This is a genomic window from Streptomyces cylindrosporus (genome assembly GCF_022698165.1).
In the GTDB taxonomy this organism is placed as follows: domain Bacteria; phylum Actinomycetota; class Actinomycetes; order Streptomycetales; family Streptomycetaceae; genus Streptomyces; species Streptomyces cylindrosporus.
The window spans coordinates 59,308-80,483 of the sequence record NZ_JALDAY010000013.1; the positions used below are offsets into that span (position 1 = coordinate 59,308).

The 21,176-nt window shown below is 70.5% G+C and carries 21 protein-coding genes; 8 read left to right on the forward strand and 13 right to left on the reverse strand.

Annotated features, from left to right (window positions below; all coding sequences use genetic code 11):
• Nucleotides 1–98: 98 nt before the first annotated feature.
• Together MQP27_RS37215 and MQP27_RS37220 are read left to right on the forward strand one after the other, a co-directional pair.
• Nucleotides 99–2,378 carry a catalase gene (locus MQP27_RS37215; RefSeq protein WP_242773636.1) on the forward strand — a complete coding sequence of 760 codons (2,280 nt, stop codon included), beginning with the start codon at nt 99–101 and terminating at the stop codon, nt 2,376–2,378.
• A 102-nt stretch (nt 2,379–2,480) separates the two neighbouring features.
• Nucleotides 2,481–3,080 (forward strand): hypothetical protein, encoded by a 600-nt coding sequence (locus MQP27_RS37220; RefSeq protein WP_242774223.1) that lies wholly within the window; start codon nt 2,481–2,483, stop codon nt 3,078–3,080.
• Nucleotides 3,081–3,480: 400 nt separating this feature from the next.
• Here the strand turns inward: MQP27_RS37220 and MQP27_RS37225 are convergent, their stop codons facing one another.
• The 3 genes from MQP27_RS37225 to MQP27_RS37235 form a co-directional block, all read right to left on the reverse strand.
• The gene (locus MQP27_RS37225; RefSeq protein WP_242773637.1) at nt 3,481–4,050 is read right to left on the reverse strand and encodes a hypothetical protein; all 570 of its coding nucleotides are present in this window, start codon (nt 4,048–4,050) and stop codon (nt 3,481–3,483) included.
• Between the two features lie 111 nt (nt 4,051–4,161).
• Nucleotides 4,162–5,454 carry a NucA/NucB deoxyribonuclease domain-containing protein gene (locus MQP27_RS37230; RefSeq protein WP_242773639.1) on the reverse strand — a complete coding sequence of 431 codons (1,293 nt, stop codon included), beginning with the start codon at nt 5,452–5,454 and terminating at the stop codon, nt 4,162–4,164.
• A gap of 190 nt (nt 5,455–5,644) precedes the next feature.
• Complete coding sequence (locus MQP27_RS37235) at nt 5,645–6,211, reverse strand: uracil-DNA glycosylase (protein WP_242773641.1); 567 nt, start codon at nt 6,209–6,211, stop codon at nt 5,645–5,647.
• Between the two features lie 103 nt (nt 6,212–6,314).
• On the opposite strand from MQP27_RS37235, the gene MQP27_RS37240 reads away from it, so the two are divergent.
• On the forward strand, nt 6,315–7,091 hold the full coding sequence (locus tag MQP27_RS37240; protein ID WP_242773643.1) for a hypothetical protein: 777 nt from the start codon (nt 6,315–6,317) through the stop codon (nt 7,089–7,091).
• A 26-nt stretch (nt 7,092–7,117) separates the two neighbouring features.
• Here MQP27_RS37240 and MQP27_RS37245 read toward each other — a convergent pair whose 3' ends face one another.
• Nucleotides 7,118–7,534: a hypothetical protein gene (locus MQP27_RS37245; protein WP_242773646.1), complete on the reverse strand. Its 417-nt coding sequence runs from the start codon at nt 7,532–7,534 to the stop codon at nt 7,118–7,120.
• A gap of 477 nt (nt 7,535–8,011) precedes the next feature.
• Nucleotides 8,012–8,911, reverse strand: a complete 900-nt coding sequence (locus tag MQP27_RS37250) for an NADP-dependent oxidoreductase (protein WP_242773649.1) — start codon at nt 8,909–8,911, stop codon at nt 8,012–8,014.
• Nucleotides 8,912–9,416: 505 nt separating this feature from the next.
• Here MQP27_RS37250 and MQP27_RS37255 point away from each other — a divergent pair.
• The 3 genes from MQP27_RS37255 to MQP27_RS37265 all read left to right on the forward strand — a co-directional run bounded on the left by MQP27_RS37255 (nt 9,417) and on the right by MQP27_RS37265 (nt 11,634).
• Nucleotides 9,417–10,019, forward strand: coding sequence for a response regulator transcription factor (locus MQP27_RS37255; RefSeq protein WP_242773652.1), 603 nt, complete (start codon nt 9,417–9,419; stop codon nt 10,017–10,019).
• Nucleotides 10,020–10,225: 206 nt separating this feature from the next.
• The gene (locus MQP27_RS51515) at nt 10,226–11,191 is read left to right on the forward strand and encodes an RHS repeat-associated core domain-containing protein (RefSeq protein ID WP_372511415.1); all 966 of its coding nucleotides are present in this window, start codon (nt 10,226–10,228) and stop codon (nt 11,189–11,191) included.
• Between the two features lie 140 nt (nt 11,192–11,331).
• The gene (locus MQP27_RS37265) at nt 11,332–11,634 is read left to right on the forward strand and encodes a hypothetical protein (protein ID WP_242773655.1); all 303 of its coding nucleotides are present in this window, start codon (nt 11,332–11,334) and stop codon (nt 11,632–11,634) included.
• A gap of 98 nt (nt 11,635–11,732) precedes the next feature.
• On the opposite strand, the gene MQP27_RS37270 is transcribed toward MQP27_RS37265, so the two are convergent.
• Entirely contained in the window at nt 11,733–13,172 is a 1,440-nt protein-coding gene (locus MQP27_RS37270; protein WP_242773657.1) for a GNAT family N-acetyltransferase, read from the reverse strand.
• 80 nt (nt 13,173–13,252) lie between these two features.
• The gene (locus tag MQP27_RS37275; RefSeq protein WP_242773658.1) at nt 13,253–14,263 is read right to left on the reverse strand and encodes an aldo/keto reductase; all 1,011 of its coding nucleotides are present in this window, start codon (nt 14,261–14,263) and stop codon (nt 13,253–13,255) included.
• 98 nt (nt 14,264–14,361) lie between these two features.
• Between MQP27_RS37275 and MQP27_RS37280 the strand changes: the two genes are divergently transcribed.
• On the forward strand, nt 14,362–15,276 hold the full coding sequence (locus tag MQP27_RS37280) for an AraC family transcriptional regulator (protein ID WP_242773659.1): 915 nt from the start codon (nt 14,362–14,364) through the stop codon (nt 15,274–15,276).
• A gap of 28 nt (nt 15,277–15,304) precedes the next feature.
• On the opposite strand, the gene MQP27_RS37285 is transcribed toward MQP27_RS37280, so the two are convergent.
• Nucleotides 15,305–15,937: a TetR/AcrR family transcriptional regulator gene (locus tag MQP27_RS37285; protein WP_242773660.1), complete on the reverse strand. Its 633-nt coding sequence runs from the start codon at nt 15,935–15,937 to the stop codon at nt 15,305–15,307.
• 149 nt (nt 15,938–16,086) lie between these two features.
• Here MQP27_RS37285 and MQP27_RS37290 point away from each other — a divergent pair, with 149 nt between their 5' ends.
• Entirely contained in the window at nt 16,087–16,791 is a 705-nt protein-coding gene (locus MQP27_RS37290; RefSeq protein WP_242773661.1) for an SDR family NAD(P)-dependent oxidoreductase, read from the forward strand.
• 10 nt (nt 16,792–16,801) lie between these two features.
• On the opposite strand, the gene MQP27_RS37295 is transcribed toward MQP27_RS37290, so the two are convergent.
• From MQP27_RS37295 to MQP27_RS37315, 5 genes are all read right to left on the reverse strand, one after another.
• Nucleotides 16,802–17,821 (reverse strand): iron-containing redox enzyme family protein, encoded by a 1,020-nt coding sequence (locus MQP27_RS37295; protein WP_242773662.1) that lies wholly within the window; start codon nt 17,819–17,821, stop codon nt 16,802–16,804.
• The gene (locus MQP27_RS37300) at nt 17,818–18,030 is read right to left on the reverse strand and encodes a CDGSH iron-sulfur domain-containing protein (protein WP_242773665.1); all 213 of its coding nucleotides are present in this window, start codon (nt 18,028–18,030) and stop codon (nt 17,818–17,820) included. Before MQP27_RS37300 ends, MQP27_RS37295 begins: the two co-directional genes overlap by 4 nt.
• A complete protein-coding gene (locus tag MQP27_RS37305) occupies nt 18,014–18,691 on the reverse strand; it encodes a HemK2/MTQ2 family protein methyltransferase (protein ID WP_242773667.1) in 678 nt (225 codons plus the stop codon). The genes MQP27_RS37300 and MQP27_RS37305 overlap by 17 nt, the downstream gene beginning before the upstream one ends.
• Before the next feature lie 199 nt (nt 18,692–18,890).
• The gene (locus tag MQP27_RS37310) at nt 18,891–19,553 is read right to left on the reverse strand and encodes an HAD family hydrolase (protein WP_242774206.1); all 663 of its coding nucleotides are present in this window, start codon (nt 19,551–19,553) and stop codon (nt 18,891–18,893) included.
• A 63-nt stretch (nt 19,554–19,616) separates the two neighbouring features.
• The gene (locus tag MQP27_RS37315) at nt 19,617–21,152 is read right to left on the reverse strand and encodes an FAD-dependent oxidoreductase (protein WP_242773669.1); all 1,536 of its coding nucleotides are present in this window, start codon (nt 21,150–21,152) and stop codon (nt 19,617–19,619) included.
• Between the last annotated feature and the right edge of the window lie 24 nt (nt 21,153–21,176).

Here is a 21,176-nt window from a genome sequence, read left to right on the forward strand (position 1 = left end):
GGGCCGCTTCCGGGGATCGAGTCCCGTTCGTGTGCCTCGGGTGGTCCTGGGCGGGTACTCAGGCGAGCCGGTGCAGACGAATGTCGAGGAGCGTATCCATGAGCGAGACCAATCCCCTCAAGAGGGCGGCACAGAAGGTCACCGAGAGTGTGCAGGGCGACAGCGACGGACCGGCGGAGGGCATCCCCGGCAAGCCGGGCCCCGAGTCGTCGCCGGTGGCGGAGCCCACGGCCGCCCGGGAACCGCTGCCGCCGAAGCCCGACCAGAGCGGCCCCGACACCCTGTCGCCGACCGGACAGCTCACGGGCGCAGACCAGGCGCAGATGGCACAGGCCGGCGCTCTCCTGACGGACGCGCAGGGCACACGCCGGTACGACACCGACCACTCGCTCAAGGCCGGACCCCGCGGTCCGGTCCTCCTGCAGGACCACCACCTGCGGGAGAAGGTCATGCACTTCGACCACGAGCGCATCCCCGAGCGCGTGGTGCATGCTAGGGGCGCCGCGGCCCACGGCGTCTTCATGAGCTATGGCACGGCCTCCACGGTGACCAGGGCCGCGTTCCTCGCCAAGGACGTGGAGACGCCCGTGTTCGTGCGCTTCTCCACTGTGCTGGGCTCCCGCGGCTCGTCCGACACGGTGCGCGACACGCGCGGATTCGCGACGAAGTTCTACACCCGCGAAGGCGTCTTTGACCTCGTCGGCAACAACATGCCGGTCTTCTTCATCCAGGACGCCATCAAGTTCCCCGACGTGATCCACGCCGGCAAGCCGCACCCGGATCGCGAGATCCCGCAGGCCCAGAGCGCACACGACACCTTCTGGGACTTCGTCACCCTGCACACCGAGGCGACCCACCACACCCTGTGGAACATGTCCGACCGGGGCATCCCGCGCTCCTACCGGACGATGGAGGGGTTCGGCGTGCACACCTTCCGGCTCGTCGACGCCGAGGGCGGATCCACCTTGGTGAAGTTCCACTGGAAGCCGAAGCTGGGCGTGCACTCGCTGGTGTGGGAGGAGGCGCAGATCATCAACGGCGTCGACCCCGACTTCCACCGCCGGGACCTCGCCGACGCCATAGAGGCGGGCGCCCATCCCCAGTGGGAGTTCGGCATCCAGACGTTCCCGGACACCCCCGACCAGACCTTCGAGGGCATCGACCTGCTGGACCCCACGAACATCGTCCCCGAGGAACTCGCGCCCGTGCAGCCCATCGGACTGCTCACCCTCGACCGCAACCCGTCGAACTACTTCGCCGAGACCGAACAGGTCGCCTTCCACGTCGGTCACCTGGTCCCCGGCATCGACATCACCGACGACCCGCTCCTCGCGGGACGCCTCTTCTCCTACCTGGACACCCAAATCACCCGCCTGGGCGGCCCCAACTTCCCGCAGCTGCCCATCAACCGCCCGCACGCGCCGGTCAACGACATGCTGCGCGACGGCATGCACCAGACGGCCGTGCACCGCGGCGTGGCTCCGTACCGGCCCAACTCCCTGGACGGCGGCTGCCCCATCACCGCCGGAGCGGACACCGCGGCGTACATCGAGACGCCCGTACGAGTGCCGGAGGCGACCAGGGTGCGGGAGGCTCCGGAGTCCTTCGCCGACCACTTCAGCCAGCCCCGCCGGTTCTGGCTGAGCATGAGCCCGGTCGAGCGTGAGCACATCATCGGCGCGTACACCTTCGAACTCGGCAAGTGCTACGAGCAGGCCGTCAAGGAGCGTGCGCTGCGAGTGCTGGCCAACATCGATCCCGTCCTGTGCGCGCAGGTCGCGGAGGGCCTCGGCCTGCCGGCGCCGGAGCCCACCGTCCCGCTCGCCGAGGTCGAGGCTAGCCCGGCCCTGTCCCAGGTCGGGCAGACCTGGCCCACCGACGGGCGGATCATCGGCATCGTCACCGGGCCCGACGGCGACCTGGACGGAGTGCGCGCGGTCCGCGAGGCGGTCCTGCGGGCCGACATGGTGCCGCTCGTGGTCGCCTCGAGGGGCGGCACCCTGAACGGGAGCGACGGTGCGCTGACGGTGCAGCGGACCTTCGCCACCGCGCGGTCCGTCGAGTTCGACGCGGTCCTGCTGGCCGGCACGCCGGGCCTCGACGGCGACGCGAACGCCGCCCGCGATGCCAAGGCGGCCCTCGTCGGCGTGCGGCGGCCGGAGCACGACCCGCGCGTCGGCCTGCTGCTGACGGAGGCGTTCCGGCACGGCAAGGCGATCGGCGCCTGGAAGGGGGCCGAGGCCGTCCTGGAGGCTGCGGGCGTGCCCGTCGACGCGCCCGGTGTGATCATCGGCGACAGCCCGACCGCCACGCTGGAGCAGCTCACCGGGCTGATGGGCACCCACCGTGTCTGGGAACGGTTCACCACCACGACCTGACCGCGCCGCACGGCGTCGCGAAAGGAACCCGGTCACCAAGGGCCCGCGCAGCTGCGTCAGCTGCGCGGGTTCGCTGTTTCCGCAAGGTGGGCGAGATGGGCGTTGCGGGGGCGCGAGTACGGCGTCGACGTCGGACCTGGACAACGTCGTCCAGCATGTCTGATTCGCCGACTCCGGCACTGCCCACCCGGCGAACTCCTCACCTGTGACACCACCCTGCTCACCCGTGAGCAGGCCCAAGCCCTGTCCATCGACCTCTCTCGCCGCAGCACCCCGGCCGAGGGCGGCTTATGCACCTTCCAGCCCGTCGGCGACGGCGGCGCCTGCCCCTGGAACCTCGACTGCCACAGCTGCGCCAAGTTCGTCCTCTCTGCCGCCGACCTCCTCTACCGGCGGCGCAAACGCGAGCAATGGCGGCTGCTGGCCGAGCGCGCCCCGGACGATGCCACCGCTGACTACCTGAACAGCTACTTCGAGCCCACCGCCTGCGCCATCGACGGCCTGGAGAAGGCCCTGGTCGGCCTTGGCCTTCTCGACGATGCCCTCGCTCTCGACCTGCGCAAACCCCAGGACTACTTGCACCGCATCTGGTCCATCGCGTTCCGGGCTGCCGACCGCGCCGACGCGGGAAGCGATCAGAAGGGTGAGTACGGCGATATGTGCACTGTTGACGAGGTCGGCCACGAACAGGGCGGCGCATGAAGAACGCCCGCGTCCCTGAACCAAGTACCGCGGTGGCCCGCTGCGGCAGGACCGAGACCGACAATTCCAAGGCCAGAGCCGTCGTCTCCACCGCTGTGGCAGAAGCCGGTGAACGCCGCGTTCGGGTGACCGTCGGCCCGGCCGACGAACGCGAGGCGACAAGGCGCGAACGTGCGCGCAACGCCGAGGACGCCCTCGAGACGGCCCACGTCGACTTTCTTGCCCAGCGCACCCGTATCGGCGAGCTCTTCGGCCAGATCCGTTACTTGGAAGCAGAGTGGAGTGAGGAACCCCGCCACTGGATCACCGCCGAGAACGCCGCTCTGAAGCTTCCAGGACCGGCGCGTCGCCGACCTCGAAGCCTGATTGGTCGAGCCACCCGGTTGAGGCGAAGAACGCCCTACTCCCGCAGCAACCGTCGGCGGAGCGTCTCCTGCTCTGCGCTCCGTGCAGGGGCGGGCGTCTGGGGCTGGGGCATGCCGGGTGCGTGAGCGAGGGCGTGGCCGATACGGTCGCTGCCGCGGATGATGTCGGCGCCGGAGCGTGGCGCCGGCCATGTCACCAGCAGATAGTCCTCCACGGGCTCGGTGCTGACCTTGTCAGGGAGGACGCTGCGCCCTCGCGCGTGAACACGGAGCCGGTACCAGCCCTGCCCGGCAGGGCTGAGGGGAGGGAGTGTTTCGACCGGGCCGTGTTCGAGGGACTCGACCCGGAGGAGGCCTGTCGTGGCGTGAACGCTGACTTCGACGATCTCTTCCCAGCAGGCGTCCGTAGGCGCCGTCGGTGGACCGGCCAGAGCGGTTGCCGTGGCCCGGACCATGCCGGTGTGGATGCCGGTGACGACGAGGGCGCCCTGGATCATGGGGACTGCGAGTCCGTTGCTCCAGTCCGCCGTCTGGACAGGGATTTCCCCGGCGTCCAAGACACCGAAAGTGCCTTCGGGGATGTACACGTCGTGCGCGGTGTCCATGTCTCTCCCGGCTCGTGCGTCATCGCTCGGGGCGCGTGCGGGCCACGTTCGAACAGTACGGTGGTGGCGCTCCGTGGCGCCACCACCGTACTGCCGTGCGGCGCGGGTGCGTCAGGAGACGGTGACTCTGAAGGGGTCCCCGTCCAGGACGCGTTCAGCGCGGAAGAACTGGGTGTTCAGACCGCCCTGGGCGTTGTTCTCAGTGGCTGTGATCATGCAGACGCTGACTCCGGTCGGCCCTGTCCCGGAGGACACGTTGGGCATCTGGCAGCCGTCGAAGGTGCGTCGCGTGCCGCCCGAGGAGAGGCCCTCGCGGGAGCGTGCGATGGGGTACTCGTCGCAGCTCAGGCCCGTGATGCTGGGGGCGTCTCCGCAGGCCAGGTTGCGGTTCGTGCGGATGATCGTGTCGTCTTCGGTCCTGGTCAGCGGGTTCGCGAAGGTGGCGCCGGGCAGTCCCGATGCCTGGGCCTGCTGGACGTGGGAGGCCAGGGACGGGTAGGAGGCACTGCTGTAGACGAGTTCCGAGGCGTACCAGGGCACCACGCAGCCGACGTTGGCCCGTCCGACGGTGGCGTTGTCGCAGCGGAATTCGTTGAGCTGGTAGTCCGTGACGGCCGCCGGGTAGCCCGCGTTGGTGAAGGTGAGGTACCAGAACGTGGCGCAGGTGCCGATCGCACCGGCCGCGGTGGCGGTGGTGTCGAAGAACGCCTCGCCCGACCGCCACGAGTTGAGTGGCAGCAGGGGCTGGGCCGGGAACGAGGAGTTGTCCAGGGTGCAGGCCCCGCTGAGGGTCGCCTGCCCGTCGACGGAGGCGTTGAGGGCGTCGCCCCATCCGTCGTACATGGAGAGTTCGATCTGGTGGGCGAAGGTGGGCAGGCCGGTGTCGCTGTAGCTGTAGTTGATGACGACCATGTCGGCCTCGCCGGTGACGGTCGTCGTGCCGTTCACGGTTCGCGTGGTGGTGTACGTCAGCCCGGTCACCAGGCAGATCTGGGTACGGGTGCCGAGGATGATGCCGTTGGCGTCCTCGCACCACTGGGGCGGGTCCACAGCCTCGGCGGCGAGCGAGCTGTGAGCTAGGCGCGCAGGAAGATCGGCCGGCCTGGTCTCCTGGACGCACACCGCGGTGCCCTCGGCATTCGGTGCGGTACACGTCTGCGCCTCGGAGGCCAGGGCCTGCTTCTGCTCGGGTTGGGCGGCGGGGCGGTCGGACCCGGAAGTCGCGTGCGACGTCAACTGCTCCTGTGTGCCACTGTCGGTCGTGGCCTGGTTCACGGTGCCCTGGCCCGCCGCGGGCGAAGCCGCTTCGGCGGGCACGATGGCGGCCACGGTCGCGAGGAGCGCGGCGACCACCGCTGTGGGTATCAGGCGTATCGCTCGGGATCTTTCCCGGCGCTGCGACATCAGATCACTCCTGTCTCAGATCGACGATGTCGTCACGTTGCCGACCCGGACAGTACTTCGTGGAGCGGCCAACTATTGGCACGTGCAAGGAATATTGCCGATTGGAAGACTCCTTTTGAGTCAATATGGGTTGACGGTGTCGTCGAGCATGGCACGCACTGGAGCCGCGCCCACGTCTCGCTAGATCACCTCACCATTGGAATAGGGAACCAGACCGGACGGCCGCGTCGACGCGACGCCGCCAGAACACCTCTCGCCCGGGGACGACCACCTCCAACGCAGGCACCATGGCGATGACTTCGTGGAGAAACGGCGCCGCGCCTTGGATCTCCGTCCGCTTTGGTGCGGCGACCCGATCCGCCGATCCCAGGTACCACGGGACGACGTTCCAGTGGACGGACTCGTGGTAGGGCAGACCGGCCTCGGCACGCAAAGTCCAGCAGTTCTGTGCCGTCTGGTCGTCGTTGTCGACGGAGATGATCCCGCTGCCGGTGCGGCGCAGTTCGACTTCGGCCCCCATGGACTTCTGGCCCGGGGCTTCGAGGAGGAACAGGCTGCGCGCGCCGACTCTGCCGCAGGCGGGATCGAACCACGGCACCGCCTCGCCGACACCGAGCCGACCGCGCAGTTTCTCCACCCAGTCGTTCAAGGGGCGCACGGCAGGCTCGGTCCGCACCGCGCGCAGCCGCTTCCGCAGCACGTCAGGATCACGCAACGCCCGTGGCGCCGAGGTAGGAAAGGCATCGTGAGAAGACATGCGGCGCAGTGTGTCATCTGCCTGTGACAGGCGTGGGGGCATCGGCTCTCGGCGCCGGGGAGCGCCTCACCGCTGTCAGTCCCGGCTGGCATCATGCCTGCCAATGAGTACGAGAGATGACAGCGACGAGGCGTACGTGGTCGGCCTGTGCAACCAGGTGTTGGGCGAGGACGGGCGCACCCAACACAAATTCGACTGGCTGCTGGGCGACCCGGGCACTGGTGGGCGGCAGGCCAAATTGCCCGTCGATGCCTACTGGGAGGGTCACCAACTCGTGGTCGAGTACCGGGAACTGCAGCACGACCAGCCGGTACCGCACTTCGATAAGCCGGACCGACTGACGGTCAGCGGAGTCCACCGAGGCGAACAGCGAGCCCTGTACGACGCTCGGCGTGACACCGAGATTCCGGCCCATGGCCTGCAGCTGGTGGTGATCCGGCCGTCCGATCTCGATGCGGATGGCCGTGGCCGCCTGCGTCGCAGCCGCGAGGCGGATCTTGCGGCGTTGCGGAAGATCCTCGCGCGTGAAAGTGATGAGGACCGGGTCACCGATGCCTTTCGCACGTGGCTGCTGGCCGAGGGCTGGACGCCGGTGACTCCGACGGACCGCTGGACCGATCTTGAGGCGGTACGGGGGAGCGAGCGGTTGATCTGCGAAGCCAAGGGCCGGACCAGTGAGAAGGGCATCGATGCGGATATCGCCTACGGGCAGCTCCTACGCCGTATGACCAGCGAGTCAGAGCACATCCGGTACGCGCTCGTAGTGCCGTCCTCATCGGTAAAGGCCGTCGAGCGTGTTGTGCCGCAGATACGACGACGGCTGCGCATCGACTTGTACGAAGTGACCGACGACAACCAGGTCCGTCAATTGTCGACGTAGCGTTCCAGTTCCGGTGGCACACCCAGTTACCGGCGAACGCCTGCGGGTTGGTCCTTGGCCCACCACAGGAAGGCGGCGGAGTGCTGCTGGTTGGCGAAGCCATCGCCGACGAGGGTGCGCAAGAGGTCATTGCTCCAAAGGATGAGCCGTCCCAGGGTCCAGCTCACCGACTCGGGCGCCAGCAGTTCCAGCCCGTAGACCAGCCGCGCGATCTCGCGCTTGCCGCCCGCCGGCGTCGTGTACTTGAGGATCGACAGATACCGGTCGGGCTCCACCACGCAGAGCACCCTCGTCAGGAGGGCTTCCTTGAAGCCCGTCATGGCCAACGGCCTGGTGCCGGCGAGCAGCTCCTGCAGCCGGTCTTCGGGCGGCACTTCGGCGGGGCCGTACAGGAGGTGCTCGATCGTCCTGCGGGTCGACTCCCCGGCGGCGGTGTCTCCCAACGCGTTCCAGGCGGAGTTGAAGGTGGCCTGGTTGCCGGGGTGGGCTCCGACGTCGGAGTTGGCGAAGTCCTTGAGGAGTCTGGGATCGCAGACCGGCAGCCCGTCGGGAGAGAAGATCTTCTGGTACCTCGCCCAGTAGGCCGCTACTTCGGGATCGAAGCCGGGCTTGGTGGCGAGGTACTCCTCCTTGAGCCGGGCCGCACGCTCCCGCCACGTCTGCGGGTTTCGGGAAGCGGGCCTTGAGATCCGTGAAGGAGCACGCAGGTTCCCTTCTGAGGGCGTTGGGCTCCCCGTGCGCCCACTCGTAGCCGCACCGGTGCCTCACGACCCGGCGGCCGTCGTCGAGCGTGCCCGCCACGTCGATGTCTTCGTCCTCACTGCACAACGGGCACATGGCCAGCCCCATGGCTGCCCTCCCTTCCGTTGACGTGCGCCTGAAGGCCGGCGGCAAGTCACGAGACCGACGGCTCTGACGGGTCACGCTTGGGTGAGCACGATCTTCCTCCCGCCGGCGTGTCCGGTGACCACCCGGGTGAACGCCGCCGGTCCCTCGCCCAGCGGCAGTGGTTCGGGGGCGAGTTTCAGGGTCCCCGAGGCGGCCTGCTCCGCCAGCTGGACAAGCTGCGCGGCGTTGGGCTCGACGTAGAGATCCCAGCTCGTGATGTCTCGCTCCTCCGCAGGCGCGTCCGAGGTCAGCGAGCAGAGTCGGCCGCCGTCCCGGACCAGAGGCAAGACGGCGTCCGCCGTGCCGGCGGCGATGATGAGGGCGGCGTCGAACCCGCCGCGTACCGTGCCCGACCAGGTCGGATCGTGGTAGTCGACTACCTCCGCCGCTCCCAGACCGAGTAGGCGCTCTACGGCGCCGATAGATGCCGTCGCGGTCACCTCGATGCCCTGAGCCGAGGCGAGCTGGATGGCCAGGGCTCCGGTGGCTCCGCCTCCGTTGGTGATCAGGAGTCGCTGTCCTCGGCTGAGGTCAAGCTTCTCCAGGGCCTGCCACGCGGTGAGTCCGTTGACCGGCAGTGCCGCCGCATGCACGGCGTCCAACCCGGGCGGGCAGGCCGCCGCGTGATCCGCGTTGATCAGAACGCGTTCGGCCCAGAAGCCGCTTCCCCCGGGCAGCGGGGCCTCGTGTGCGAGCACCCGGTCACCTACGGCAAACGCGGAGACACCGGCGCCGACGGCCAGCACCTCGCCTGCGCCCTCCACTCCCAGCGCCGCCGGGGGGCGCAGCCCCACATCCCAATCAGCGCCGATCAACAGTTCGTCCCACGGGCCGACCCCGGCCGCCTCAACCCCCAGCAGGATCTGGCCCGGCCGGGGAGGCGGGGGTTCGGGCAACTCCAGGAGGGCGACTTCCTTTTCGGCCCCGGACACTCCGCATGCCTTCAATGATTATTGTCCTCTCGCTCAGTCCGGCCGATCGGGAGATACGGGCCGGCCCCCAAAGCAGGGAGTAGTCCCGACCTTGGGATCCCCTGCCCAGGTCGCTCGTGGTCGCAGCCACACTGGTGTCGAGCCTATGCGGTCAGTGGCCCGGGCGCATGGGCCATTCGAGGAGTGTCTGACCGGGCCAATCTGGGACAGGTCTGCACCATTGTGTCGGTGACGCCTCACTGTTGAGTGGCGCCGACACATACGACGGACGTGAAACCGGATGCGAGCGGGTTGTGTTGACGCGGTTGGCACGTGCAACGGTGGGTTGGGGGCGGCCAGGTTGGCGCCTGTGAGCTGACGAACGCATACCACGTGCTATTCGAGAGCCGCAGCCGGACATGGCCGTGCAACGAGATTCATTGCCCGAGCCCGGCAGGAAACGGCAGGTGGAAGTTGCCGGAGTTGGGCAGTGCGTGGTCGAGAATCGGAGCGGAATATCCCCACCATGATCAGGGTCTTCGTTGTGGAGGACATGCACGTGGTCCGGGCGGGGCTGGTCGCACTTCTCGACGGTGAGTTCGGCATCGAAGTCGTGGGGAATGCGGCCGACGCCCCCGAGGCCCTGACGAGGTTGAGCGACGCAGAACCCGATGTGGCGCTTCTGGACATCGATCTGCCCGGCATGGACGGGCTGGCGCTGGCCCACGAACTGTCGTGGCGCGTGCCGACCTGCCGAACGCTGATGCTGACCGCCCTGGACCGGGCCGGCCACGTGCAGCGCGCCCTTGATGCCGGTGCGTCCGGGTATCTGCTCAAAACCCTGTCGCCGCAGGAACTCGCGAACGCCGTGCGGGCAGTGAGCGCGGGTGGTCGGGTCATCGAGCCGGCCGAGCTTGCGGAGCTGGCAGGCGCGGCGACTCCGTTGACCCTGCGTGAGGCCGAGGTGCTCCGGCTCGCTGCGGGCGGCGCCGACACGCGGGCGATCGCCGCCGACCTTTTCCTGGGCGTAGGTACGGTGCGCAACCGCCTGTCGGCTGCGGTGGGAAAACTACACGCGCGCACCCTCGTGGACGCGATCCGCATCGCTGAGCGTCACGGGTGGATCTAACGGCAACTCGGCGGTCAGGGCGAAATGGCCATCATCGGAAGCCGTGTCGAACGTGCCACCCAGCGCCAGGACTCGATACCGCAGGTTCGACAGTCCGCTGCCTGAGCTGACGCGACCGTCTGGTCGACTCCGGCTACACCTACGACGCCTTCGGCCGCACCACCGCGGCCCCCGGCACCACGCTGGCCTACTACACCAACGACCTGGTGCGTCAGCAGACCGCGGGAAGCCAGCGACAGACCTGGACCCTCGACTCCCAACTGCGCTTCCGCGGCTGGACGGTGGAGTCCAGCGCCTCCGGCAGCTGGACGCAGACCCAGTCCAAACTCAACCACTACAGCTCCGACGCCGATACTCCGCGCTGGACCGTGGAGGACGCCGCGACCGGCGCGGTCACCCGCAACGTGAACGGGTTCGACGGCCAGCTGGTGGCCACCACCGCCAAGACCGGCTCGACCGTCCTGCAACTGGTCAACCTGCACGGCGACGTGGTGATGCAACTGCCCACCACCGCGGGACAGGCCCCCACCGTGCTCACCACCGACGAGTACGGCAACCGTGCCACCACCTCCAGCGCGATCCGCTACGGATGGCACGGCGGTATGCACCGGTCCACGGAAACGCTCACCGGTCTCACACTGATGGGCGTCCGCCTCTACAACCCGGTCACCGGCCGCTTCCTGTCCGCCGACCCGATCCCCGGCGGCAGTTGCAACGCCTACGACTACGCCTGCGCCGATCCCGTCAACAACGACGACGTCACCGGCTGCGCGACCTGCCGTGTGCCCAAGCACGCCTGGACCGGGCGCAGTTTCACCACGGTCCTGCGCACCACCCGCTGGAGCTACAGCGGCTGGCAGAACGTGAACTGGCACTGGTACATGGACATCCTGAGCGGCGATTACGGGCCGGTCCCCATCAGCGCGTGGAAGCGCCAGTACCGCTACCGCAAGCAGTACGTCTTCAAGTGCAAGGTCGTGGCCTGGTACGGCTGGGGCCGGCAGAAGATCCTGGCGACCTTCGAAACGCACTGGCAATACTCCTACCGTGACCGGACCACGTACCGCATCAAGTGGACCGGCACCAAATGGACCCGCACCGGAGGCTGGAGCTGGACAAGAACCTCCTGGCGCTACGTGTCCAGCTACCGCATCGTCTACACCAAGGGCTGACCCAGCCCTGACCAGCACCTAGGGTGGTGCTTCGCGGCCCTGTCGCGGAGCACCACCTCCCCTCCCCACCCTCTATCCGCAAGCCGTCGGCCGCCTAGTCCACTGCACGGCCCCGGCTTTCCCTCGTGGAGTTACCTCGCATGCTTCTCGCCGTCGCCGCTTTCGGGATCGCCTTCTTCTGCCTCACCCTGTGGTGCGCGGTCACCGTCGCCCGGATGCGCGACCTGCCCACCTGGCGGCGGTTCCTGCCGCTCGCACTCTTCCTGATCGCGGCCGGAGCGAGCCTGCTGCGCGCCTTCGACATTCCGGAAGTGGCCAACGCCATCGCCGTCCCCTTGAACCTCGCGGTCGTTGTCTTGTCGCTCGGGGAGATCCGCAATCGTCGGCGGCGCCCGCAGGAGGTCCGCTGCGTCGTAGGGGAAGGGAACCGTGCCGGGGCGTGAGGGCGCCGCTTGTCCTGAGCCTTCGTGGACAGTGCCGCGCGGGCGGAGTCGGTCCGGCACCGGGGGAGGGCTGAAGGCCCCGGCCCTGGAGGGTGGGGTCAGCTCTCGCGGGGCGGAGGGGAGGGGAGTGAGGCGTTGGTCGGGGCGAGGGGGTGGTCGAGCCAGACGCGGTCGCGTAGTTCGATGCCGTCGACCAGAAGACCGGGCGGGTAGCCGGTGCGGGCGGTGAAGGCGTCCCGTTCGACGGAGCGCAGACGGAAGCCCTGCCGCTGGTAGAAGCGCAGGTTCCCGCTGTCGGCCGCGGCGGTGGCGACCAGCAGGCGGGTGCCCGACTCGCCGGCCGCGAGGTCCATCGCGCACCGTACGAGACGGCTGCCGATACCGGCGTGCTGACGGTCTTCCCGTACGGCCATGTTCTTGATCTCGAACTCGCCGGCCCGGTCAGTACCTGTCAGCTGCAGATGACCGAGCACATCCGCTCCTCGCAGGGCGACGAGGACGCGCCCGTCGTCGATGTAGGACGTGAGTTGCTCCGGCGAGTCCTCGGCCAGCGCGAACAACGGCCGGAGCCCTTCCCGCGAGCCCTCGTGCTCCACCACGCGCACCCCGTCCGGGGTTTCCTCCCATGCGCCGCGGGGCCTCCGGGCAGCCCGACCGGCAAGCGCCGTGCCCGAGCGGGCCGCGCTGCCGGGCGGTGGTGCGTCCTTGACCAGGACGGTTCGGGTGTAGAGCAGGTGGAATCCCCGGCGCTGCACGTTCTGCTGGGACGTGGAACCGGGTTGCGTGGTCACTACGGCGAGGTCGCAGCCGGCGGCGGCAGCGTCGGCGAGCCGGGCCGAGACGAGCGCGGTCTGGACGCCGTGTCGGCGGTGGGCGGGGGCGGTGGCGGCGCCGGTGAGCTGGGCGATGCGGTCCGTGATGCGGAGACTGCCGCCTGCGGCGACAGCGCCGTCGCGCAGGGCGACGTAGTGCACCACACCGGCCGCGGCGAAGTCCCGTTCGGCGTCGGCAAGCACCTCACGCGGGAACTCCTCGTGCGTGGGAACCCCTTGGCCGTCAGGGTGGGCGAAGCCGTCGGTCACGGCCTGCAGCCATGCGTCGAACTCGCCGTCGCGGCACTCCCGGACCTCGATGCCGGGAGAGACCACCCGCTCGTGGCCGCTGTCGAGGGCGAGTCCGAGCACGTTCTCGAAGGAGGTCAGCCGGTATCCGCGATCCGTGAGCAGGGCGCCCACGGCCGGGTTCGCCAGATGTGCGACTTCGGCCTGGACGGGAGCGCCACGCTGGGCGAAGGCTCGCTCGATGTCATCCAGGGCGGCTTCGTCGGGGATGCCGTCGAACCCGAGGCCCGCGATCTTGTTGAAAGGGGAGCCGGCCCCGGCGTACGTGGCCACCCCGCCGGCCACCCGCGCGACGAATCCGCTGTCGTCTCCCCGCCGCAGCCGGGCCGCTTCGGTCGCCGCGGCCATCAACCGGGCCTCGGCGTGCTCGATACGCTCCGCCAGGGCGACATCGCAGAACAGCGGCACACGGCTCATGTCCGCCAGCCCCCCGTCTCCATCCGCACAGTGATGGTTGGAGGCTAACCGCCCTTGTCCAAGCGCGGAGGGAGCATGAGTCAATGCCAGGTCGGCATCATGCTCGCCGGGTAACGGGCGCCCGCCGCGCCGTGTGGGAGGATCTCCTGGATGTCGGCCAGGTCCTGCGCGGTGAGAGGCACATGCGCCGCGGCCACGTTCTCCTCCAGGCGGCGCGGGCTGCGGGTGCCCGGGATGGGGACGATGTCCTCGCCCTGGGCCAGCAGCCAGGCGAGAGCGAGCTGGGTGACCGCGATGCCCTTGCTCTGCGCCAGGGTCGTCAGCGCCTGGATGGCGGCGAGGTTCTTCTCGTAGTTCCCGGGCTGCCAGCGCTCGTCGAAGCTGCGCATGTCGTCCGCGGGGTACTCGGCGGCCGGCTTCACGACGCCGGTGAGGAAGCCGCGGCCCAGCGGCGAGTACGGCACGAAGCCGATGCCCAACTCCCGTACGACCGGAAGGACTTCCGCCTCCACGGCCCGTTCGACCACCGAGTACTCGGTCTGCAGGACGGACACCGGGTGGACGGCGTGGGCGCGGCGGATGACGTCGGGGCCCGCCTCGCTCAGGCCGAAGTAGCGCACCTTGCCTTCGGCGATCAGCTCGCCCACCGTCCCGGCGACGTCCTCGATGGGGACGTCCGGGTCGACGCGGTGCTGGTAGAGCACGTCGATGTGGTCGGTGCCGAGATGGCGGAGGCTGTTCTCGGTGACCTCGCGGATGTGCTCGGGGCGGCTGTCGAGGGCTGCGCCGACCTTGCCCGGATCGCTCAGGTCGAAGCCGAACTTGGTGGCGATGGTGATCTCGTCGCGGAACCCCTTCACCGCCTGGCCGAGGAGCTGTTCGTTGGTGCCGGTGCCCATGCCGTACAGCTCGGCCGTGTCGAAGAGGGTGACGCCGAGCTCGTAGGCGCGGTGGATGGTGGCGATGCCGCCCTGTTCGTCGCCGGTGCCGTAGGCCATGGTCATGCCCATGGTGCCCAGACCGATGGCGCCGGCCTCCAGACCCTGGGTGCCGAGTGTGCGGTGGGGGAGCTTCCCGTCGTGCTGTGTCATGCCGTCAACGCTAGGAACGCGGCGCCCGGAGGTCATGGGGCGCCGATCGCATAGGATTGCCCAATCCTTTCAAGCGCCTTCAGTGAAGGGTGACTCCCATGCTGGACCCGCTGGCCCGTGCGATCGAGCGGCACTGCGTGGGGCCGTGGTCCGAGACCGCCGTGTCCAGGCTCTCGCTGGTCTCGCTCGACGAGCTCATCGAGCCGATCCAGGTGACGTACGAGCCGATGATCTGCTTCATCGCCGACGGCGCCAAGCGCACCGCCGCGGGGGACCGCACCTGGGTCACCCCGCGCGGCGAGATGGCGCTGATCACCCTCGACCTGCCGGTCACGGCCGCCTTCGAGAAGGTGCCCTACCGTGCCGCGGTCATGCGCCTGGACAGCGGGGAGCTGGCCGCCGTACAGATGGAACTGGACGAGGCCGGAGCACCGCCGCCACCCGCCGTCGCCGCGGCCGTGACCGCGCCCATGGCGCCGGAACTCGTCGACGCGGTCACGCGCTGGGTGGGCCTGCTCGACAGCCCGGAGGACATCCGTCCGCTGGCGCCCCGCGTCGAGAGCGAGATCCTCTACCGGCTGCTGCGCAGCCCGCTCGGCCCCGTGCTGCGGCAGTGGTCGATGGCCGACTCGGCCGCCTCCCGGATCCGCCGGGTGGCCCGCTGGATCTGCGACCACTACAGCGAGCCCCTCGGCATCGACGAGATCGCCGAGGTGGCCCGCATGAGCCCGGCCAGCCTGCACCGGCACTTCAAGGCGGCCACCGGAATGAGCCCGCTGAGGTTCCAGAAGCACCTGCGCCTCCAGGAGGCGCGACGGCGGCTGTTCGCGGGCGATGTGACGGCGGCCCAGGTCGCCCGGGCGGTCGGATACGTCAGCGCCACCCAGTTCAACCGCGAGTACCGCCGCGAGTACGGCCTGCCGCCCGGCCAGGACGCCCGGCGGCTGCGCACCCGCCTCGCCGAGGCCCGCCAGGCACCCGTGCTGCTCGACGGGTCGGGTGCGAAACCCTGAGCTCCCTGAGTTCCCTGAATTCCGTGGGCTACGGATTCCGGGTAAGGCTTCCCGACACCGCGTAGACCTGTTCCGGCGTCAGCGGCCCGACCGGCAGCGGTCGGCGTGCGGCCTCGGTGCGCAGGCCGTCGAGCTGGAAGGCGACGGCGCGGCGCCAGACGTGCGGGGCGGATGCGGCGGCGGCCCGGGCCAGGTTCGCGTTGGCCGCGAGGATCAGCACGAGGTCCGCGCTGGTGAAGTCCGGCCGCAGGGTGCCGGCCTGCCGGGCGCGCTCGACGATCCGCTCCACCGTGGCCAGGGTGCGGCCGCACACCGTCATCAGGCGCTCGGCGCCCGGATAGCGGCCGCCGACCACGTCGGCCACGGCCGGATCGGTGGCCTGCAGCTCGCAGAGCTTCTCGATGTAGTACGCGAATCCGTCCCAGGCGTCCTCGAAGGCCAGCGCCTGCTGGGCGATCGCGTCCAGGCGCTCCGCCGCCAGGTCGGTCACCACCTCGTCGATGAGCGCCTCGCGGGTGCCGAAGAGGTTGTAGAGGGTGCCGTGGCTCACGCCGGCCCGCCGCGCGATCTCCTTCAGCGGCACCTGCAGCCCGCGCTCCTGGAACAGCTCGGCGGCGGCTGCCCGCAGCTTCTCCGCGTTTCGTTGCGCGTCGGCCCGCATCCGGTCGTTCCTCCCGCTCCTGGTACGGCGTTCCCCATGGTCGCATCCTTCCCCGGCAGGCAACTTGACCGCAGGGTCAACTTCCATGTTACGGTCCCGAAAGTAAGTTGACCGCCGGGTCAAGATGTATGTCCGTAAGGAGCGCACCCATGTCCAAAGTGATCGCCGTCTTCGGAGCCGGTACCGGTCTCGGTCTCGCCGTGGCCCGCCGTTTCGGCCGCGAGGGTTTCCGTGTCGCCCTGGTGGCGCGCCGCAAGGAGCGTCTGGACGCGCTGGTCGAGGAGCTCGCCGCCGAAGGCATCGAGACGGCCGGCTTCCGGGCCGATCTGCAACGGCCGGCCGAGGTCCCCGCACTGGTCGCGGCCATCCGCGAGCGCTTCGGCCGGATCGACGTGGTCGAGTACGGGCCCATCGCCGGCGACCAGGGCTTCACGCCGGCCGCCCGGCTGGACGCGGCCACCCTCGAAGGGCTGATCCCGCTGCTCCTGCTCACCCCGGTCGAGGTCGTTCGCGCCGTCCTGCCCGAGTGGACCGAGCGTGGCGACGGCGCCTTCCTGATGACCACCGGCGCCACCGCCGTGACGCCGATGGCCCACCTCAGCGGCCCGGGCCCGGTCATGGCCGCCGCCCGCAACTACGTGTACTCCCTCAACGCCGAACTCGCGGAGGCCGGCATCTACGCGGGCACCCTCTCCGTCGGCGCCATGATCGCCCGCAGCGAGGGCAGCCGGAAGGCGGCCGAACTCGGCCTCGACGGCTTCCCCGTCGTCGACCCCGACGAACTCGCCGCGCTGTACTGGGACATGTACACCGGGCGCGACGGCGTGGAGCGCCTGCACCCTCAGCCCGCCTGAACAGGTTCGCTCAAGCGCCCTGAACGACCGCGGCCGTGCGCAACGCCGAGGCTCCCTCCCGCCACGCCGCCAGGAGCCGGTCGGCCAGCCGGTCTTCCAGGTGCCCGGTCGCCCGGATCCCGAACACCACGTCGGCGTCCAGCGACGGCTCGTCGGCCAGCAGCCCGCCGACGACCTCGTGCCGTACGACCTGTTCGTGCACCGCGTCCGCCTCCACGTGCTCGGTGTAGAAGCGGACGGCCGCCGAACCCGCGCCCACCCGGCGCAGTCCCTCGGCGAGACGGCGGGAGGCCGGGGACGAGGTCACCTCGACGGCCGTGAAGTGCCCGACCAGCGCGCCGCGCAGGGAGCGGTGCAGGCCGAACAGGGACATCATGTTCACGACGGCCAGCGCCTCGGCCGGTGCCTCGTCGAGGTAGTGGCCGTACGAGGTGTCGAGGCCGAGGTCCGCCATGAGGGCGGCGAACAGCTCCGCGTGGATCTCGTCCGCCCGCCCCGCGCCGAACTCGTCGAACTCCACGGCCACCATCCCGGCCTTGGCCCGCCCCCGCAGCCTGGGGATCACCCAGGCGTGCGGGTCGGCCTCCTTGAGGTGGTACAGCGAGCGCAACGCCGCGTATTCACGGAAGTGCCCGAGGGTGCCGTGCTCGCGCAGGAAGTACGAGAGGCCGCCGTCGTCACCGACGGGTTCGAGCTGCAGCTCGTCCAGCACCCGCTCGGCGGTGTCGTCTGCACTGGCCGGCACGTCCGCGCGCAGCGCGCTGAGGAACCTGTCCTCCAACGCGGCGCGCAGGGCGAGGAGTTCGGGGTCCCATTCGCTGTCGTCCGGTACGCCGTCGAAGCCCTGGTAGTGGAGTTCGTAGAGGACGTACAGGGCGAGCTGGAGGTCCTCGCCGTAGGCGTCGGGGGCGGGCGGGGGAGTGCGCAGCGGCGCGCCGCGCAGGGCTCCGGTCACCAGGGCCGAGAGCGGGCCGCGCGGCTCGGGCAGGGCGGGCGGCCGGGTGTCCCGTCGGGAGGTCAGGACCGTCATGCCGTGTCCCCTCGTTTCGTACGGCGGCGATGGCTGGTGTCGCACCAGGGCAGCAGACGGCTGCGGCGGCAGGTGCACACCGCCACCGTGAAGCGGTTCGACACGGTCACTTCGCCGTCCTCGCCCACGATCTCGACCGGCCCCTCGATGAGCAGGGGGCCGTCGCGCTGGACGCGGATGCGGCGGGGGCGTTCAGGCGTGTTCGGCACGGATCACCACCAGCTCCTCTGTCGTACGGTCGGCGGCCAGTCCGCGCTCGCGCAGCCACGCGAGCCGCGAGCGCAGCACACGGCCGAAGGGCAGCCGCGCCCGGTCGACGACCTCCGCGCGCAGCCCGGCTGCCCCGAACCGGGCCAGTGTCTCCTCGACACCGCTCAGGTGCGAGTGCACGATCAGCAGCGCCCCCGTCGGCCGCAGCACCATGGGCGCGGTCGCGCAGATCCGGTCGATCAGCAGGCGCCCGTCCGGCCCGGCGTCCCAGGCCCGGGCGCTGCCGCGGGGCGGGGTCGTGCCCGGGGCGGGCACGTACGGCGGGTTGGTGACCACGAGGTCGAAGCGGCGGCCGGGCACCGCGGACGCCAGGTCGCCGTGGCGTACCCGCACGGACTGGCCGTTGAGCCGGGCGTTGCACCAGGTGGCGGCCAGCGCCCGCCAGGAGATGTCCACCGCGGTCACCCGGCCGCCCAGCCGGGCCGCCTCCACCGCCAGCGCACCGCTTCCGGTGCCCAGGTCCAGCACGTCCGCGCCGCGGCGGATCTCCTCGCGGAGCATCGCCCGGCGCAGCAGCCGGGTGTCGGTCTGCGGGGCGTAGACCCCGGGCGGTGCCCAGCAGCGCAGCGGGGGCGCGGCGGCGAGGGACTCGGTGGTCATGACAGTGCCGCCGTCAGGCCGAGGTCCGCGACGGCGGCGCGGCGTCGGGGGGCTGGAGATGAGGGGTGGATCACGGGTGCTCCGAAGGGGAATCGGCGGCTGGGGGGAGAGCCGGGAGAGGAACCGGCGGTGTCACACGGGTACCCCCAGGCAGCACACGTAACGACCGTCCATGAGTTGCCCGACCGGGGGGCGCCGGTCAGGAGAAGGGGCTCCGGGACAGCGAGCCCAGGAGGTCGGCCGGGTCGGCGAAGACGGCGTCGGCGCCCGCCTCCTCGAGGTCCGCGCGAGGGATGCCGCCGCACAGCAGCGCCACACACGGCACGCCGGCCCGGCTGCCCGCGCGCATGTCCCACACGGTGTCGCCGACGAACACGGCACGCTCGGCCGGCACCCCGGCCAGCTCCAGGGCCCGCTCGACGGGCTCGGGGGCCGGTTTGCCCTCGTCGACGTCGTCGGCGCTGGCGGTCCCCTTGATGGCCTCGTCGGCGTCGATCGCCCGCCGCAGCGCGGAGAGTTCGTCGCCGCTGGCGGAGGTGGCCAGGACCACCGTCCAGCCGTCGTCGGCCAGCCGGCGCAGCAGGGAGCCCGCGCCGGGCAGCGGCACCAGCCGCTCGAAGTACTGGCCGTACAGCACCTTGTGGGCCGTGCTGAGCTCCTCGGCGTCACCGGGCGACAGGTTCGCCCGGTCGCCGAGCAGATGCTCGATCAGATCGTCCGAGCCGAGGCCGACCGCCCGGTGGATGGCATGCGTGGGCACCTCGTGCCCGGCCCGGCGGAACGCCTCCCACCAGGTCACCACGTGCAGATGATTGGTGTCGACGAGGGTTCCGTCCACGTCGAACACGGCCGCCCGGTTCAGGCCGTCGTGCGCACGGCCGCCCGTATCAGGCATGACGAGACTCCTTCCGTACGGTGCGCGGACTCACGGCGCCTGGATGTCGCGCTTCTCCAGCGGACGCACGGCGGGCCCCTGCAGGATCCGGCCGTCCGGGGCGAACCGCGAGCCGTGGCACGGGCACTCCCAGGCCTGCTCGGCACGGTTGAAGGCGACGACACAGCCCAGGTGGGTGCACTGCGCGGACACGGCGTGCAACTGCCCGCTCTCGTCCCGGTGCACGGCGCACCGGTGCCCGCCCAGACGGATCACGGCACCGTCGCCCGGCTGGATGTCCTCCGGCGCGGGCGATGTCACCGCGGGCAGCCGGTCGCCGACGAAGTGCCGGGCCACCTGCGCCTGGTGCTTGAGGAACGACGTCCCCTCGCGCAGCACGGACCCGACGCGGCGCGGGTCGTACAGGCCCGCCCACTCCACCTCGCGGCCCTCGACGAGGTCGCTGATCAGCCGGCCCGCCATGATGCCGCCGCTCAGCCCCCAGCCGCCGAAGCCGGTGGCCACATAGGTGTGCCGGCTGCCCGGGTGCAGCGCGCCGACGAGCGGCACGGAGTCGGTGGAGTCGTTGTCCTGCGTCGCCCACCGATGGGTGAGCGCCAGCCCCGCGAAGTGCTCGTCCGCCCAGGCCGCGAGCCGGTCGAAGCGCTTGTCGACGTCGGCGGTGCCGGGCGTGAAGTGCTCACCGGTGACGATCAGCAGCCGCTTCCCGTCGCCGTACGGCGCGCTGCGCACGGACCGGGTGGAGTGCTCGGGCGTGATGTACATGCCGCGCGGGGCCCGGTCGGCGTCGATCGTGCCCGCCACGACCAGCTCGCGGCGCGGGGAGAGCCGGGTGAAGAGCAGGGCACGGTCGAATACGGGGTAGTGCGTGGCGATCACCACCACTTTCGCCCGGACCGACACGCCGGTGTCCGTGGACAGCACGCACGGCTCGGACTCGGTCAGGCCGGTGACCCGTGTGCCCTCGTAGACGGTTCCGCCGTGCCGGCGCAGGTCGTCCGCGAGCGCGAGCAGGTACTTGCGGGGGTGGAACTGGGCCTGCCCGTCCACCCGGACCGCACCGGCGACCGGGAACGGCAGGTCCGTCTCCGTGACGAACTCGGCCGCCAGCCCGGCCTCCCGCGCGGTGTCCGCCTCCGCCCGCAGCTCCCCGGTCCGCCCGGGATCGCGGGCATAGGTGAAGGCCGCTGCCTCCTCCCACTCGCACTCGATTCCGAGGTCGGCGACGATCTCCGCGGCGCGACGGATCGCGGCCGACTGCGACTCGGCGTACAGCCGCGCGCCCTCCGGCCCACGGCTGCGCCGTAGCCGCTCGTACACGAGGGTGTGCTGCGCGGTCAGCTTGGCCGTGGTGTGCCCGGTGACTCCGGCGGCGATCCGGTCGGCCTCCAGCACGGCCACCTCACGGCCGCGCCGGGCCAGCTCCCACGCCGTGCTGAGCCCGGCGATCCCCCCGCCGACCACCGCGACATCCACGCTCACGTCCGCGGCGGGCGGTGGCGCGGGGACGCCTGGCGGCGCCGTCTCGAGCCAGTACGATCCCCCGAGGTCACGGTCTTTGCTCATGACCGCCGGGTTCCCACCAGGCGG